The organism is Flavobacterium panacis (genome assembly GCF_024649945.1).
GTDB lineage: Bacteria > Bacteroidota > Bacteroidia > Flavobacteriales > Flavobacteriaceae > Flavobacterium > Flavobacterium panacis.
In genome coordinates, this window is the sequence record NZ_JANKMS010000001.1 from 688,078 (window position 1) to 706,160 (window position 18,083).

Consider the following 18,083-nt stretch of genomic DNA (forward strand, 5'->3'; position numbering starts at 1 on the left):
TATTTTTTTTGTCTATGTTTTACAAGAGTGATTCTCTTAGTAAATATATACCCCATAAAAACATCGCCTTGCAAATTAATTTTAATAAAATATCGAACGATGAAAAAGATTCTTTAAAGAATCAAATTCGTCTTGGACTAATCGAACTAGAGCAGGAAGAATCTAGGCGCAGAAAGAAGAAAAGATTTCTGGCCTACTCTGCCGCTGCTAGTGCCGCATTATTAGTTTCATTATCTGTATTTGTAAATCGTACAGCTAATGAAAGTAGCAAACCTCAAACCGCGTTAGAACAATTTGCTGCGAACACAAAATCGACTGAATCAAATGTTGATTTAGAAAACATTTCTCTTGTTTTACAAGATCAACAGACTATTTCGGTGCAGGATAGTACGGTTATCAGTTACGGAAAAGATGGAGAAAAAGTTACGGTTGGACAAAAAGCAATCAACACGAATTCTAATAACAACTCAGCTTTTAATACCGTTCGTGTTCCTTACGGAAAAAGAACACAAATTGTTTTAACTGACGGAACAACCGTTTGGTTGAATTCTGGTTCGTCATTAATTTATCCAACTCAATTTGACGGATCGATTCGCGAAGTGTATTTGACTGGTGAAGCGGCTTTTGATGTCGCACATGATAAAACCAAACCTTTCTTTGTAAAAACGAAAGAATGTAATGTACGTGTTCTTGGAACTGTATTTAATGTGAGCTCTTATTCAGAAGACGAAACGGTTCAAACCGCTTTATTACAAGGAAAAGTTAGAATTACATACAACAAAAAAGGATTCTTAAACAATCAGGAAATTCAGGAAGATTTAACTCCTGGAATGATTGCGACCATCAATAAAGATAAAAAACAGATTAAAGTAGAACGAAAAGATGTGGCTTCGATATTATCTTGGAGAGAAGGGTATTTTACCTTCAAAAGTCAGTCTTTGAATGATATTTTAAACAAGCTTTCAAAATATTATAAAATTGAATTTATCAAAGGTGACAATTTAAATCTAGAGGCTAATTATTCTGGATCTCTTTCTTTAAATGAAAATCTTAATTCGCTGGCGACTACTTTATCGAGTATCACCAATAGCAACTGTACTGTTAACGCAAACCAAAGAACTATTACAATTAAATAAATAAAAAAATCAATTCTAAAACCACCAAATGCCTATGATATAAGACCAAAAATAAACATATCAACCTTATTTGTAAAGACTAACCAAAAAAAAAGCCAAAAGATGCGCTAACATCTTTCGGCATTGTAGAACAGCAGTCGACGCTAATCGACTACATCTTTAAATCAAAACAAAATTATGAATAAAAAACATAATTCAGAAAAGTATTTTTCTGGACGAAACCACTATTACCTATATCTGCTGCTTATGAGATCTGTTACTGCATTTATCTGGATAAGTATGTGTAGTTTATATGCAAGCCCTTCTTTAGGACAAAATAAAATACATGTTCGCTTCAAGAACACTCCACTAACCGACGTTTTTTCTACTTTAGAAAAGCAGACTAATTATGTCTTCTTCTATAATGATGATGTTCTTAAATCTGCCAATACTATTACGTTGGACAAAGACGCAACCCTAGAAGAAATTTTAAATAATGCTTTAAAAAGTAACAATCTAACTTATGATATCATTGATAAACAAGTTGTTGTAAAAAGAAATAAAAAGAAAGCAGAACAAATAGAATACGAACTAACAGGAAAAGTAACCGATAAAAAAGGTGCTCCGCTTGCTGGTGTAAATGTTGTTTTAAAAGGAAAACAAACTTGGGATATTACCCGTAAAGAAGGTGATTACCGAATGAGAGTTGCTCCAAATGATACAATCGTTTTCAGCTCTTTAGGATATAAAACGGTAACTGTTGCCGTAAACAATAAAAAAGTTATTGATGCGACATTGGTTCCAGATGTTATGGAGCTTCACAGTGTTGAAATTGTAGCTTCTAATGGTTATACCGAAATTCCAAAAGAAAGAGTTACTGGTTCTATAGGCGTTATTGGAGCTAAAGAATTAGCAGAAGTTCCAACAGTAGATATCCAGTCAAGATTGGAAGGAAAAATTGCCGGTGTAAACGTTGATCCACGTACTGGTTCTATTACAGTTCGCGGAACAAATAATTACAGCGGTGTTGGAAGTCCACTTGTGGTTATTGATGGTTTTCCACAACCTATAAATGACTTTGCTTTTAGTAAAAGAGGTGTTCCAGGCGCTTCAATTTTAAGTTATATTAATCCTGATGATGTTGAAAGTATTACCGTTTTAAAAGATGCTGCTGCAAGTTCTATCTGGGGTTCTCGTGCCGCTAATGGAGTAATTGTAGTTACAACAAAAAAAGGTAAAAAAGCAGACCCAACTATCAGCTTTAGCACTACAACTACCATTGGTGAAAGAATGGATCTTAGCAAACTGCGTGTAATGAATACCGCTCAGTATATTGACTACGAGAAAGATTTAGTTTCAGGCGGATTTGTTGTAGATAATATTAATAACACTATTAATTCTGGCTACGCTAAAAATCCTAGTGCTGCTCAGGAAATCATGTTCAGACAACAAAGAGGTGAAATTTCGCTTACGCAAAGAGATCAATTATTAAACCAATTATCTCAAAATGACAATCTTAGTCAAATCAATAAATATTTATTAAGAAACTCAGCAACAACGCAATACGATTTATCTGTAAGCGGCGGAAGCGATAAAAGCACTTATTATTTGTCTTTAGGTTATAATAAAGACGAAGCTGCAATGAGAGGAAATGAATCAAGCTCTTATAATATTACGCTTAACAACTCTTTTCAGCTGAAAAAGTTTTTAAAATTAAATACTGGAGTTAACTACGTTTCTTCTTCTTTTCAAGTAAACACTACGGCAAACGAAGCATTATCTAATGTATCTAATTTTGCATTGCGACCTTACGATATGATTGCTGATGAAAATGGAAACGGCATTGATCGTTACATTATTTTCAGACCAGAAGTTGCAAAAGGATTTGAATCAAAAGGATACCTTCCGTGGACTTACAATTACTTAGACGAATTAAATTATTCTAATGTTATCACAAAAGGAGAAAACATCAGATTAAATGCAAGTTTAACAGCTACCGTAACCAATTGGTTGAATTTTGAAGCGTCAGGAATGTATACTTCAATTACAAACAAAACCAAATCGTTAAGCGAATTAGACAGTTATTATTCTAGAAATCTAATTAATGAAGCTACTTCTGTAAGTACAGCTGGAAAATTAGTGTACGGAATTCCTGTTGGTTCTTATTTATACAACACTTTATCTGACAATGATTCGCAAAGTATGCGTATTCAAATGAATATTAACAAAAATTTCAATGACAATAATAGTCTTCACTTTTTAGCGGGTTCAGAAATTAGAGAAGAACGAAGAGAAGGTTCAAGTCAGAGATTTTTTGGATATAATACCGATACCAATTCATCACAATCTGTGAACCCAACGGTTTATTATACTACCATTTACGGATGGACAAATATTATTGGAACTTCTGATAACAGTATCAGTAAATATCGTGACCGTTATTTATCATACTACGGTTTAGGTTCTTACGATTTCATGAACAGGTATCATCTTTCTGGAAGTATTCGTTTTGACGATTATAATTTGTTAGGCGCTTCTAGAAAAAACAGAGCATTACCATTATGGTCTTTAGGATCTAAATGGGATATCAATAAAGAATCTTTCTTAAGAGATGCAAACTGGTTAAGCGATTTAGCTTTAAGAGTTACGTATGGTAAAGCAGGAAGTGCGCCAGGCGGAGGTTTCGGAAGTCAGAGCGCTGTAATCAGTGTTGGTTCTGTTGATTTTAACACACAATTGCCAACTGCGAGTATTTCATTACCTGAAAATCCAGATATCAAATGGGAAACTACAGCAACGCTTAACTTTGGTTTAGACTACGGATTTTTTAATAATCGCTTACGCGGAAGTGTTGATGTGTACTATAAAAAATCGAAAGATATTTTAACCAATTTACCATTTAACCCAACAACTGGATGGAGTTTTTTAAATTATAACACTGGAACACTTGAAGGACATGGTGTAGATTTGAACCTTTCTGGAGTGATTATAAACTCAGCCTTTAAATGGAACAGCAGTTTTAACTTTTCATACAATACAAATGAAGTTACAGACTCTCGTTTTAAAGCGACTACAACTAGCCAATATTTGTCTGGTGTAACAACTGAAGGTAAAAAAATTGGATATATCTATGGTTACGACTGGGCAGGATTAGATGCTAACGGACAATCTACTGTACGCAAAAAAGACGGTACAATTGTGAATTCAACTCAAGGAATTGCAACAATTGACAAAGAAGATCTTAAATACATGGGAACGACATTTGCTCCTTACTTTGGAGGTTTGATGAATGACTTCTCGTATAAAAATTTCAGATTAGGAGTTCAAGTAACGTATTATTTAGGACATGTTTTTAGAAATCCTGTTTTACAAAATTATCCTTCATACACAGGAGTACAATACGGTGCAGTTGCCAAAGACGAACTTATTGCAGATCGTTGGAGACAAGCCGGAGACGAAGCGACTACAAATGTTCCTGGTTTAGCCAATATTAGCTTTAATAGTTTGAACCGTTTCCAAATGGCAGATATCAATGTGCTTCCTGCGGATAACATTAGATTACAGCAAATTTCATTAGGCTACAACGTACCGAACCAATGGTTAGAAAAAACTTTTATCAAATCATTGAGCTTCAATTTCGCTGCAAGGAATTTAGGGTTGTTATGGGTTAAAAACGATTTAGGAATTGACCCTCAGTATTTGTCAAGTAACAACTACAACACACTTCCTCCACAGCGTGCTTACACTTTACAGTTTAATTGCAGTTTTTAATTTTAAAAAACAGATTTTATGAAATTTCTTAAATTCACACTATATATGTTACCTGCACTTCTACTACTAAACTCTTGTAGAGATTATGTTGAAGTGGAGCAAGTTGGAAACAACAGAATTTTAAAATATACTTCAGATTACAGAGGTCTTGCTAATGCCTATAATGACATTAGCGGCTCTGGAGGTATTTATTTATTAGCCAATGCCGATGTAGAATTTCCTACGACGTACCAAAACGGTGTAAATACCATTTGGGCAAACAGTTACACTTGGCAGGATAGAATTTACGATCCATCTCAAGGAGATGCCGATTGGACAGGATTGTACAAAGCCGTTTACTATAGTAACGTAATTCTAGACGGCGTTATGAAAAGCGAAAAAGGAACGGATGCAGAGAAAAAAGAAATCTATGCTGAAGCCTTTGTACACAGAGCTTTTGCTTATTTACAATTGGTAAATACTTACGGGCCACAATTTGATCCTGCTTCTGCAAATTCAGAAAAAGCGGTTCCGCTATTATTGAAACCTGAATTATTTTCGTCATTAGACAGAAATACGGTTGGACAAGTTTACGATCAAATTATTTCTGATTTAAAAAGTGCTTTGGCAAATGATATTCAGGATACGCCTCCATTTAATGTAATTCCATCAAAAAGAGCAGCTTATGCATTACTGGCTAGAACGTATCTTTATATGGGACAATATCAATTGAGTCTTGAAAATGCAGAGAAAGCATTGGAAATGCAAAACGGATTAATCGATTTTAAATCATTTGCTACAGCTTACAGTTATCCTGTTTTGATTCAGAATCCTGAAGTAATATTCTCTAAAACTTTATTACTTAGTTATAATGGAGCACCATTGTCTACAGAACTACTAAACAGCTTTAGTGCAGACGATTTACGTTACAACTATTATACAATTGCTGGAAATAATTTCTTTCCAAGTTACACTGGAAGAGGTTTTGGAATCTACACATATAGCTACACAAACGGAATTAACATTGGAGTTTCTGTTCCAGAAATGTACTTAATCGCTGCAGAATGTTATGCCAGAGCAGGACAAACTCAAAAAGCAGTTGATTACTTAAATATTTTAAGAGCAAAACGTTACAAAGCCAATACAGCGTATCAAGTTAGTGCGTCAACCAATACTGAAGCTTTAAATCTTGTTTTGACCGAAAGACAAAAAGAATTCATCGGAAGAGGTTTCCGTTGGTTTGATCAACGAAGATTAAATCTTGACCCTGCTTTTCAGAAAACATACACACGAACTTTCAAAGGAACGACTTATACTCTAGCCCCAAACAGCGACGGATATGTATTCCCAATCAATCAAAATTATATCGACTTAAACCCTGAATTAGGGAAATAAAAAAACTTACAATGTTTACAAAAATTAAGAATATCAAATTATTGGTACTGGCGTTCTGCGCTTTTACCTTACAGGTTACGAGTCAAGAAGTGAAATCCAGATTACAAGGAATGGTAGACATTCCGATTCCGGGAGCGACTTTTAGCATGACATACGATCCAAAAGGTGGACCATTAGAAAACGTTAAAAATATCAGCGGTTATGCTTATGTTTTCAATGATTACAGATGGGAAATCGAAGACCTTAAAGTGAAAAAAAATGGCGCTGTTTACAGCGCCGATTTTACAGTTCCAAAAAACTGTGCTTTCATGGCTTTCAAATTCTACGGCAATACTGAAAACGGATTGGTTACAGATACCAACCAAGATAAAGGTTATATGCTGGTGGCTTTTAAAGAACCAAAAGTAAAAATGCCAGGAGCCGATTTAGCTTGGGCTACTTTTAGAAACAAAGACTTTAACGGTCAGTTTGGAGGCTACTTTAAAGATTTTTCTATTGATGGCGATGCTACAGAATATTGGTTAAAAAAGGAAGTTGCTGATAATGGAAACAGATTTCCAGAGTTTTTTGATACTTATTTCCAAGTTCTTAAAGTTCAAAAGCCTGAAAAATTTCAGGAATTAGGTACTCGTTTTTTGGGAGATTTTACAAAAAACACCAAAGGAATGCCTGAAGAGGTTTATCTAAAAGTGCATCACATTTATTTGTATGATTTAAAGAACAAAACAAAAGCAGATTCTGTTGAAAATGTAATTGTAAAACAGTTCCCAAAAGGAGCGTTTGTAAGATTAAAAGCGTATCAAAAAATCATGCCGATTGCAGATGCGACAGAAAGAAATAAAGCAATGACGCAGTTTTTAGCTGATTTTCCATACAGTTCTGAAGTACCGCCATCGCAACAGTATTTCTATGATAACATTGCAAAATCGCAGTTTACTTACTATTTCGAAAACAAAGATTACAAAACTATTTTGGCTATGATTCCAAATATGAATTTTGCTAATCTAAACGATGCTTATCATCAGAATATTTCTAAAGCATTATACTTAAAAGTGGTAGATCCAGCAGTTATCGAAACTATGGCTGTGCCGATCATCAAACAAATGCAGGCAAAAGTAAACGATATGTCTTATATGCAGGGCATTTATTGGTCTCCAAATCAAGCAACTGAAAATGCAATCAATCAGTTGAATAATGAATTGGTAATTCAGATTCGTATGTACGATATTTTGAAAAAGTACAAAGAAGTTTTAGAGACTTTTGAATTACTTCCGTTTGAAAAACGTTACGAAAAAGCAAGTATCAACGACATTCATGTAAGAGCTTTAGAAGCATTAAACAAACCCATTATTGAGGTTCTAAAGAATGCAGCAAAAGCAAATACTTTGTCTGAAGGATTGACAGCTAAATTGAAAGAAGCATATTTAAAAGAAGGTAAAAAAGAAGCCGATTTTCCAGCTTATTTAGAGCAATTGAAAAAAGAAAACAAGTCTGAAGAAAAAATCGCTTTGATTGATATCTCTGCGCCAGCGATTAAGGTTCAATCTGCAGACGGAAAAACAAAAGATTTAGCCTTAAACAGCGGTAAAATCATCGTAATCGATTTTTGGGCAACTTGGTGCGGACCTTGTAAAAAAGCGTTTCCAGCAATGCAACAATTGGTAAATAACTTCAAAGAAGATAAACAAGTAGAAATTTATTTTATCAGTACTCAGGAAACTAAAGAAGGATACAAAAAAGAGGCCTTGGCTTATTTAAAAGAAAAAGGGTTGAAAATCACTACTTATTTTGATTTAGTAAAAAAAGGAGGCGGTACAAACAACGCTTCTTTTACCAACTATGCTCAGATTTTCAAATCTAGTGGAATCCCAAGAAAAGTGGTGATCAAAGACGGAAAAATTCGTTTTACATCTGAAGGATATTCTGGAAATCCAGGACAATTGGTGGATGAATTGACAAACGTTATCAATGCTTTAAAAAACGAATAATTGCTTTTCGAAAATCAAAAAAATATGAAAAAAATAGTTTTACTATGTGCACTCGCTTTGAGTGTACATAGTTTATCTGCACAGAAAAAAGCGGTTGACAGCATTGCTTACCAATCATGGCAGCGCATTGGTACCAACAAAATTTCTTATAACGGAAACTGGGCTTTGTACAAAACCGCTTTTCAAGATGCCGAAAAAGAATCAAAACCGGAAACGTTTATCATCAATACCAAATCAGGTAAAAAACTGACTTTGGAAAAAATTGGAGATGCAAATTTTGTGGGAACTGGCGATATTTTAATGTATCAGGAAAACAATGTTACATACTTGCATAATTTAGCAACCGGAAACAAAAAAGTCTGGAAAACTACAGATTATACACAAACTTTGGAAGGAACGAATTATTTGTATTTCAGCCATTTTCAAATGGGAAAAGATGGAAATAACTCCAACAAATTAGTCTTTTTTGATTTGGCTAAAAACGATAGTATTGTCATCAACAATATCAAATCGTCTAAAATGCTTCGCGGGCAGAAAATCATCTTCACACAAGTAAACGACAATTCAATTGTATTGAAATATGGAGATTTAAAAGGGCCGTATAAAGAAATTTACAGCGGTTCAGTTGCTGCTTTTGGTGATTTTTCAATTAATACTAATGAATTAGAAGGTACGTTTACCACAAAAACTGATCCGTCAAAAGAGGTTGATGTACTTCATTATTTCAATTTAAAAACCAATTCACAAAAAGAGGTTTTAGATTTTAATTCCATTAAATGGGAAGACCAAAATTATAAATTTTCAAGAAATGCTTATCCGTTTACAGAAAATACACGTTTTGTTTATTTAGATATTAGATCGGCTTCGAACCAATATCCTGATAATCGCATCAAAAAATCAGATATCGATATCTGGAAATGGAACGAAGGTGCGATGGAACGCAGACTGGCAAAGGTTCGCGGAGAAAAAGCTTCTGCCAAAGATCCTTTGTATGTTTATGATTTAAAGGAAAAAAAATGCATCAAAATCAGCGATAATCATTACTCAAATATCAGTCATCCTGATGCTGTCGATTATTCTAAATTATTTAAATATGTAAACGATAAATATACTATTGAAGTAGATTGGACTTTTACAGAAAGAAACGATTTATACATTATTGATGCTGCAACAGGAAAAGATCAATTGGTAAAACAAGGAATTTGGTCTACTCCATTCTGGAATCCAGCTGGAACTTTTGCTTTGTATTTTGATGAAAAACAAGAAGCGTGGCAATCGTACAAAACAGACGGATCTTCAACTGAATTTAAAAATATTCCAACTGGAATTCCATATTCTCTTAAGGATCAAGAAAAAGACATGGGACGCACTCCTGTGCCATACGGAATTGCTGGATGGTTAAACAACGGAAACAGCGTTGCTCTCTACGACAAATTTGATATTTGGGTTATTGATTTAAACGGAAACACAAAACCATATTCCCTAACTCAGGAATTTGGTAGAAAAAACAATGTTGTGCTGCGTTTATACGGTTCAGAATTTGGAGGAAATCTTACGGGTAAAACACTTACTTTAAGAGGTTTTGATCTCAATACAAAAGCAGAAGGTGTTTATGTTTTAAAGAATAACAAAATCACTGTTTTAGCTAGCAATCCAAATTATGATATTAAAATTCAAGCTTTTGCAGGAAATCAATCCAACTATCTTTTTACGAAAGAAAGCGCTTCTACTTTCCCAGATTTATGGTGGGCAAATGAAAACTTTAAAACGCAAAAAAGATTGACAGATGTTAATCCACAGCAGGCTGAGTACAATTGGATGAAAACAAAATTGCTTCGCTGGAAAAACTTTGATGGTACAGATGGCGAAGGAAGTTTATATGTTCCTCAAAACTACGATGCTTCTAAAACGTATCCTGTAATTGTTCATTTCTACGAAAAACATACGCATGAAATGAATCATTATCCAATGCCAGAATTGAGTACTTCAAACATCAATATTCCGACTTTCTTAAGCAGAGGTTATTTGGTATTTATGCCAGATGTAAATTATACTTACAACAGTCCTGGAAACAGCGCATACAATGCCGTTGTAAGCGGAACGCAGTATTTAATTGACCAAAAAATCTCAGAAAAAGGCAAAATCGGAATTCAAGGACATAGTTTTGGTGGTTATGAAACTTCATACATTATCACTAAAACGCCAATTTATACTTGTGCAATTGTAGGTTCTGGAGTGAGTAATTTTACTTCAAACTATTTAAATTATCGCGTGAACGGTATTTCGAATATGTTCAAATACGAAGCAGATCAATACCGTATGAAAGGTTCTATGTATGAATTTCCAAAAGAATACGTAGACAACTCTCCTATTTTCAGCGCTAACAAAGTGACTACTCCTGCTCTAATTTTCCATAATGACAAAGACGGAGCTGTTCCTTTCGACCAAGGCATGGGATTATTCTTTGCTTTGAGAAGATTAGGAAAAGAAGCTTGGCTGGTAAATTACAAAACGGAGAATCACACACTAGACAGGGCAGTTAATCAAAAAGACTGGACACAAAAAATGCTGCAGTATTTTGATTTCTATTTAAAAGGTGCTTCACGCCCTGACTGGATGTAGATTTCTCCAACACATAGAAACATAGAATTTTAAACCTAAAAAAGTACAGCCACGAATTACACGAATTCCACTAATTTATAATTCGAGAAAATTGGTGCAATTAGTGGCAAAAAACAAATTTAGACTTGAGCATATAGAACTATGTGAATTCAGATAAATGAAATGCCTTTTTTAGACAAAGAAAAGCAATGATTCTATGTGTTGAAAATATAGCCAAAGATTAAAAGATTAAAAAGATTTAAATAAATCTGCATAATCTGCGAGAGAAAAAATAAGCCACCAATTTCACTAATTCACACAAATTAAAATTCGAGAAAATTGGTGCAATTAGTGGCAAAAAACAAACACACAACATAGATAAACAAACTGTTATTTGAAGGTTTCTTTTGAGACCTTCAAAGCAACAGCAGGGACTTCTTATCTCAATTTCAATCAAAAAAAAGAACAATAATTATCAAAATGAAAACAAAATTAATTCTAGCGCATTTCTTGATTCTGGGTTTATCTCAAGTTTCAGCGCAGTTTAAAACTACATTTCCGTTGCCAAAAGAAGTGGCACACGGAACGCTTCCAAACGGAATGCAGTATTTTATCATGCACAACGAATGGCCAAACGACAGAGCCGATTTCTATTTTGTGCAAAACGTGGGAGCTATTTTAGAAAATGACGATCAAGACGGATTAGCGCATTTCTTAGAGCACATGGCCTTTAACGGAACAGAGCATTTTAAAGGAAAAGGAATCATCAATATGTTGGAAAAACAAGGTGTTTCTTTCGGAAAAGATATCAATGCTTATACCGCTTACGACGAAACGGTTTACAACATCAGCAATGTTCCTTCACAAAACAAAACTTTATTGGATTCTTGCATGTATGTATTGCACGATTGGTCGGGTTCTTTACTTTTGGCGGATAACGAAATTGATGCTGAAAGAGGTGTAATTCGTGAAGAATGGCGCACAAGAAGAAATGCCGATTATAGAGCGGGTGAAAAAATTGATAAAGTCGTATTTGATGGTTCAAAATATGCCAAACGAAATGTAATTGGAGATTTGAATGTCATCAATAATTTCAAATATCAAGTCCTTAGAGATTATTATAAAAAATGGTATCAACCGCAAAATCAGGCTGTCGTAATCGTAGGGGACATCGACGTCACTTTAATCGAAAAAAGGGTTAAAGAGATTTTCGGTTCGATACCAAAACCTAAAAAAATCAACAAAAGAGAATACGAAAAAATTCCGTTTCATAAAGAAAACCGTTATGTTCTGGCAACTGACAAAGAATTACAGCGTTCTGGAATTTCACTTTCGTATACTAAATCGAAACCTTTAGTTCAGGATCAGGCTGAAATGACCAAAAGCATGCAGGAAAATCTGGCGATACAAATGATGAATACACGTTTTAACGAATACATCATCAATAACGAAACGGCAGGTTTGGCTTTCGGAATTTCAAATGATAATCTTTCAAGATTAGACAGCAAATTTTCATTACACATTACTCCGAAAAAAGGAAAATTCATTGAAGCTTTTACAGAAGCTTACAGAGAATTTGAAAGAGCGATGCAAAACGGATTCACGCAACAGGAATTAGACCGTTTGAAAACTAAAATGCGTACCAATTACGACAATCGTTTGGCGAATAAAGATAAAATTGGAAATGCTTATTGGGCAGAGCAATTACAACTTTATTTCTTAGAATCTAATCCTGTTTTTACGGTTGAAGGCGAACACGAATGGATTAACGCTTTCTTAAACAATGTTAATTTAGCACAGGTAAATACAGCTTTTAAAGCTTTAAATCCAAAAGATAATTTAGTTTTATCAGTTTCTGCTCCAGAAGATGCTGCAACAAAATTTCCTGAAGCAAATGAGTATTGGAATGCTATTAAAACCATTTCAAACTCCAAATTAGAACCTTACAAAGAAGAAGAATTAACCGCTTCTCTAGTAAAAGAAGATTTGAAAGAAAAACCAATTGCAAAAACAGAAGACATCAAACTATTCGCGAATGCGAAAAAATATACTTTGGCAAACGGCGCAAAAGTGATTGTTTACCCAACTACTTTGAGTAAGGATCAAATTTTATTTTCAGCTTACAGCGCTGGAGGAAATTCTTTGGCAGATTGGAAAGACCTTCCATCGGCTCAGATTGCATCGGCAGTGGCGGCGTATTCTGGTTTGGGTGATTATAAATTTACCGATTTAAAAAAGAAACTGACAGGAAAAACGGCGAATGTGAGTCCGTATATTGGTGGTTTATACGAAGGTTTTAACGGAAGCAGTAACAAAGAATCTTTGACGACTTTATTACAGCTTACGTATTTGTATTTCCAACATCCGAGATTTGACAATAGCACTTTCGACAAAATAAAAGAGCAATATCAAAACAAATTAAATAATGCTCCAAACAGCAACGAAAAGGCTTTAAATGATACTATTTCAAATCTAAACACCAATTACAGCAAACGCAACTGGCTTTTAACGCAGGATTTTATCAATTCATTTGATTTAAATAAAGCTAAAAATTTCTACACAGAACGTTTCTCAAATGCAGGTGATTTTACGTTTTTATTCGTCGGAAACATTTCAGAAAAAGATATTGCTTTAATTAATACCTATTTAGGAAATCTTCCTTCTAATCAAAAAACAGAAAAATATGTCGATCATAAAATTTCTATGAAAGACGGAAAAGTAGAAAAAACGATTTTCAGAACAATGGATACGCCAAAAACAACGGTTTATCTTCATTTAGAAAACAAAGAGGTTGCTTATAACAAAAAGAACAAAATCTTAAGTTATATGCTATCAGAGTGGCTGACAAAACGTTATTTGGAAACCATTCGTGAAGAAGAAGGCGGCAGTTACGGTGTTCAAGTTGGAACCGATATTTCACAAATTCCGAGTCCATTATTTTCTTTAGAAATTAACTTCGATTGTAATCCTGATAAAGCAGATGCTTTAGTGAAAATTGTACACGCTGAACTTGCGAGAGTACAAACTGAAAACATTCCTGTAAATATGCTGGAAGACATCAAACAATCTATTCTTAAAAACAACCAAGAACAGATTAAACAAAATAGTTATTGGTTAGGCGTTTTAAGCTCTTATGTTCGTGATAACGAAGAGCCACTAAACACTGAACTTCTTAAAACAACTCTAAGTGCCATAACTGCAAAAGATTTAAAAGAATTCACTGTGAATGCTTTAAAGAAATCTAACAGCGTGCAAGTGCTGATGAAAGCAAAGTAAGAATCTCTTGTAAACCTTATCCTGAATAGGGTTTATAATGTTCTTATCGATTTTTTTATTTTTTATTTTAATTAGTTTTTAAAGGCTGTCCAAAAGACAGCCTTTATTATTTTAAAAATTAATCGGCGTCTTTGCTTATATTTGAAGGAACTAAATTTCCTAAAAGCTTCGCAAGAAATGAGCAAAATTAATACCTACACGCTCGAACATCATAAAAGCTTGTTTACCAATCAAAACGACAAGAAAGATTATTTTTATGTACAGATTGAAGATCATCCGTATATAGATATTCCGTATCGGGCTGAAAGTTATGCGATTGAATTTCTGAAAAAAGGAAGCATTATCATGCAGACCCGATTGGATAAAATTGTCGTAGAAGCTCCTGCAATTTTGGCGCTGGGTCCAAATGTCATTCGAAGTTTCAGCAAAAACAGCGAAGAAATTTTAATGGATATTATCTTTTTTAAACCCAAGTTTTTTCTCGAAACGCAAACCAATGTCTTCTTCCTTTCACAATATGATTTTTTTGAAAAAAGTGAGTTGCATGTATTTCCTTTAGAGAAAAAAACAAAACTAAAATTCGAACAGCTTTTTAATTTAATTCAAGAAAATCTTCAAACAAATCATTTTCATCAGGATTCTATTCTTAGAAGTTATTTGTACATTTTGATATTCGAATTGGATTCGATGAAAAAAAATCTTCCAAATAAAGAAATTCAAAATCCTTTGTTTGAAAAATTTAAAGAACTTTTGGTGAAAGATTTTATCAAACATCGTTCGCCATCTTATTATGCTGAAAGTTTAAATGTGACCAGAAAATACCTTTCGGAAGTTATAAAAAACAACAGTGGTAAAACAACCCGCGAATGGATTGATGAAATGGTGATTTTAGAAGCCAAAGTTTTACTTCAAAATAAATCATTAACGATCAGTCAGATTAGCGACGTGTTGCATTTTTCGAATCCGTCTGTTTTTGGTAAATTCTTTAAAAACTACACACAGTCTTCTCCTTTAGAATATCGAAATCATTTAAAATAAAACCGACTTTCTGACCAACATTTCAGACTTTTGTCCCTTTACTTCTAAAACAAATAACTGCAGTTTTGTATTGATAATTGAATACCTAAAAAACATGTCAAAAAAAGCACAATTTGTAGTTATTATACAAGATACCGCCACTTGGATGGAAAATCAGGCAAAAAAATTCTATTCGAATCTCTTTTCATCTGAAGCAATTGGCGAAAAATATGTTGCTGAAACCCTTTCTATTCCAGCACTTTTTAAAGTTCAAAACGATTTTAATATTGAAGTTTTAATGGTTCATGAAAATGAAACTCCATCGTCTTTTCTGCAATTGAATTCTTCCCGAATTTTAAATGAAAAAATCGAAGCCGAAAAACCAATTTGCATTGATCACATCGTTTATTCTGATGTTGAAGAAATTCAAATACTTTTTGATCGAGCAGAAGTCATTGCCCAACAAAGAAAACACGATTTGGTCTGGGTTAAACTTTTTGAATCTGATTTGATTTTGAAAGAAACTCTTATCGGAATGGGATACACTGCATTTAACTTTTCAGAAGCGATGACAGAAAATCTTCCTGTAAAACAGTTGCTTTTAAAAAAGGAAATCAATTAAATAAAAAAACTGCTGGCAAAATACAGCCAGCAGTTTCTATTTTATTCTTCCAGTGCCATTAGTTCTAATTTGGCTACAATTAGTGCCAAATTATCTTCCAACATGATACGTCCATCTCGCCATTCTTTTTTATCGGATTCCTTTGCTATTCTAAAGATAAAATCGCCTGTAAAAACATATTCTGTAGTTTCTCTTAAACCGTTGGCTGTAATTCGTTTTAAAGCTTCTCTTAAATCTACTTTAATTTCGATTCCGTTGCTAAAAAAAACGGTATCTAAACCGTGTTCGCTTTTTCCAAATTTATGACCTCGGTATTCTATTAATTTTATAAAAGCATTCATAAATAACAGAGCACGATTGATGCTGTCAATAGAAACATTTAAGTCTAAAACATTAGATTTAGCTTCGTAAATTCCATCGTTTAAAACTTTGCTGATCCAAAGTTTTTCTGTTGCTGTTACAATGGGAAAAGGATTTTTCAGCTTTTTAGGAACTTGCAAAGGGGCATTTTCATCATTTTTAATTTTTACAGCCAATTCTTGTAAAGGTGTCGGTTTGGAAGCAATTCTAAAATGCATCTCATACCTCTTTTTAAAAATACTGATTTCATTATTTCCTTTGTAATTGAAAGCCAATTTTGGAATGTTAATACGCTTGTATTCCGGTCCTGTCCAATGTTTGTTTTTTGGAAGCGGAATTTCCAGTTTGGAACAGGCATTTTTGATTCCCATCGTAGAAATCTCATAATGTTTTGCAATTTGTACGAGTGGAAATTTCCAAACCAAAGTATAAAGTTCTGAACGGGTAAAAGTAATTTTGTCCATCTCAGTAATTCAAAAATCAATTAAAATAGAAATTCACCATCAATGCTATTGGCAGAGATGGTGAATTTTAAAATGTATTTGGCCTACTCTACTCCGCCTCCTAAGGCACGGTAAAGATTAATAGCCGCGTTTAATTTTTCTAATTTTATAGTCACAACATCCAGATCATTTTGCAGCGAACTATTTTGAGCTGTAATTACCTCTAAATAATTCGCCATACCACTTTTGTAAAGCAGTGAAGCATCAGCAGTAGCCTTGTCTAAAGAAGCTGCTTTTTCTTCGGCTAAAACAATTCTTTCATCAGCATATTTTAATCTTGACATGGCATCGTTTACCTCGCCAACTGCCGTAATAAAAGATTGTCTAAACTGAACGACTGCTTTTTCCTGTTCTAAAACTGCGACTTCATAAGCCGTTCGCAATGCTTTTTTTCTAAAAATAGGCTGCGCTAAATTGGCTGCAATAGTTTTAGTAATTGATCCTGGAAAATCAAACCATTTCTCAAATTCAAATGAATTCACTCCAATCGATGGGCTTAAACTTAAAGCGGGATACATGGTAGCTTTTGCCAATCCTGTTTTAGCATTCGCCGACATAACAGCATATTCGCTTGCTTTTACATCTGGTCTTCGGCTTAAAAGTGACATTGGAATTCCTGTTGGAAAAATAACGTTTATCTCTGCTGCATCAATATTTCCAGCACGTTCTATTTTATCTGGATATTCTCCGCATAAAATCTGCAAGGCATTTTCCTGAACTGCAATATTTGCTTTCGCTAAAGGCATTAATAATTCAGCCGTTTTTTTCTGAGCTTCTGTCTGATTTACTGCCAAAGAACTAATCGAACCCGAATTGTATTGCAATTTCATCATATCCAAAGTACTTGTACTCAATTCGATGTTTTTCTCTGCAATTTTAAGTTGTTCATCCAAACCTAAAAGATTATAATACGCTTGAGCCACCTGAACTATAATTCGAGTTTTTAATGCCGAAAGATTTTCTTTTTGAGCAAAATAGGCTGCTTTAGCATCTCTTTTCTGCATGGCTGCTTTTCCCCAAATATCAACTTCCCAAGAAAGACGCAAATTGGCACTGTAATCATCCATATAATCTTTACCAATAAACTGCTGGCTTAGCGATCCGTTTAAGGAATTTTTTGAAGGATAGGCACGGCTTGCACCTGCATCAAAATCAAGTGTTGGAAGTAAGGACAGCTTGGCTTGTTTGTAACTAAGGTCAAGCTGTTCCATACTTTTCATTGCAATAAGCACCTCATTGTTTTTAACGAGGGCTTTTTCAATTAAATTAACCAACAAAGGATCTTTGTAATAACTTTTCCACGGCAGTAAAACCGTGTCTCCAGTAACAGCCATTTCCTCTCGGAATTTTTCTGGAGCATTTAAATCTGTACGGGAATATTTTTTTCCTACCACACACGAAGTCATAATCGTTCCGGTAAGTAAAACAACTCCGATTTTATATAGTGTTTTCATTC

At 34.0% G+C, this 18,083-nt stretch carries 10 protein-coding genes; 8 read left to right on the forward strand and 2 right to left on the reverse strand.

Annotated features, from left to right (window positions below; translation table 11 throughout):
- Positions 1 to 68: 68 nt before the first annotated feature.
- The 8 genes from NQQ59_RS02950 (at position 69) to NQQ59_RS02985 (ending at position 15,764) form a co-directional block, all read left to right on the forward strand.
- The gene (locus NQQ59_RS02950; protein ID WP_186296554.1) at positions 69 to 1,136 is read left to right on the forward strand and encodes a FecR family protein; all 1,068 of its coding nucleotides are present in this window, start codon (positions 69 to 71) and stop codon (positions 1,134 to 1,136) included.
- Between the two features lie 177 nt (positions 1,137 to 1,313).
- Positions 1,314 to 4,886: a SusC/RagA family TonB-linked outer membrane protein gene (locus NQQ59_RS02955; RefSeq protein WP_144213459.1), complete on the forward strand. Its 3,573-nt coding sequence runs from the start codon at positions 1,314 to 1,316 to the stop codon at positions 4,884 to 4,886.
- An 18-nt stretch (positions 4,887 to 4,904) separates the two neighbouring features.
- Complete coding sequence (locus NQQ59_RS02960) at positions 4,905 to 6,260, forward strand: RagB/SusD family nutrient uptake outer membrane protein (protein WP_144213461.1); 1,356 nt, start codon at positions 4,905 to 4,907, stop codon at positions 6,258 to 6,260.
- A gap of 11 nt (positions 6,261 to 6,271) precedes the next feature.
- The gene (locus tag NQQ59_RS02965; protein ID WP_257698126.1) at positions 6,272 to 8,248 is read left to right on the forward strand and encodes a TlpA family protein disulfide reductase; all 1,977 of its coding nucleotides are present in this window, start codon (positions 6,272 to 6,274) and stop codon (positions 8,246 to 8,248) included.
- 24 nt (positions 8,249 to 8,272) lie between these two features.
- Positions 8,273 to 10,870 carry an alpha/beta hydrolase family protein gene (locus tag NQQ59_RS02970; protein ID WP_144213465.1) on the forward strand — a complete coding sequence of 866 codons (2,598 nt, stop codon included), beginning with the start codon at positions 8,273 to 8,275 and terminating at the stop codon, positions 10,868 to 10,870.
- 459 nt (positions 10,871 to 11,329) lie between these two features.
- Positions 11,330 to 14,125, forward strand: coding sequence for a M16 family metallopeptidase (locus tag NQQ59_RS02975; protein ID WP_144213468.1), 2,796 nt, complete (start codon positions 11,330 to 11,332; stop codon positions 14,123 to 14,125).
- A gap of 177 nt (positions 14,126 to 14,302) precedes the next feature.
- Positions 14,303 to 15,163, forward strand: a complete 861-nt coding sequence (locus NQQ59_RS02980) for a helix-turn-helix domain-containing protein (RefSeq protein ID WP_144213470.1) — start codon at positions 14,303 to 14,305, stop codon at positions 15,161 to 15,163.
- A 94-nt stretch (positions 15,164 to 15,257) separates the two neighbouring features.
- Entirely contained in the window at positions 15,258 to 15,764 is a 507-nt protein-coding gene (locus tag NQQ59_RS02985; protein WP_144213472.1) for a hypothetical protein, read from the forward strand.
- A 41-nt stretch (positions 15,765 to 15,805) separates the two neighbouring features.
- On the opposite strand, the gene NQQ59_RS02990 is transcribed toward NQQ59_RS02985, so the two are convergent.
- A complete protein-coding gene (locus tag NQQ59_RS02990; protein ID WP_144213473.1) occupies positions 15,806 to 16,588 on the reverse strand; it encodes a hypothetical protein in 783 nt (260 codons plus the stop codon).
- 83 nt (positions 16,589 to 16,671) lie between these two features.
- Positions 16,672 to 18,081 (reverse strand): efflux transporter outer membrane subunit, encoded by a 1,410-nt coding sequence (locus NQQ59_RS02995; protein WP_144213475.1) that lies wholly within the window; start codon positions 18,079 to 18,081, stop codon positions 16,672 to 16,674.
- Positions 18,082 to 18,083 lie beyond the last annotated feature (2 nt).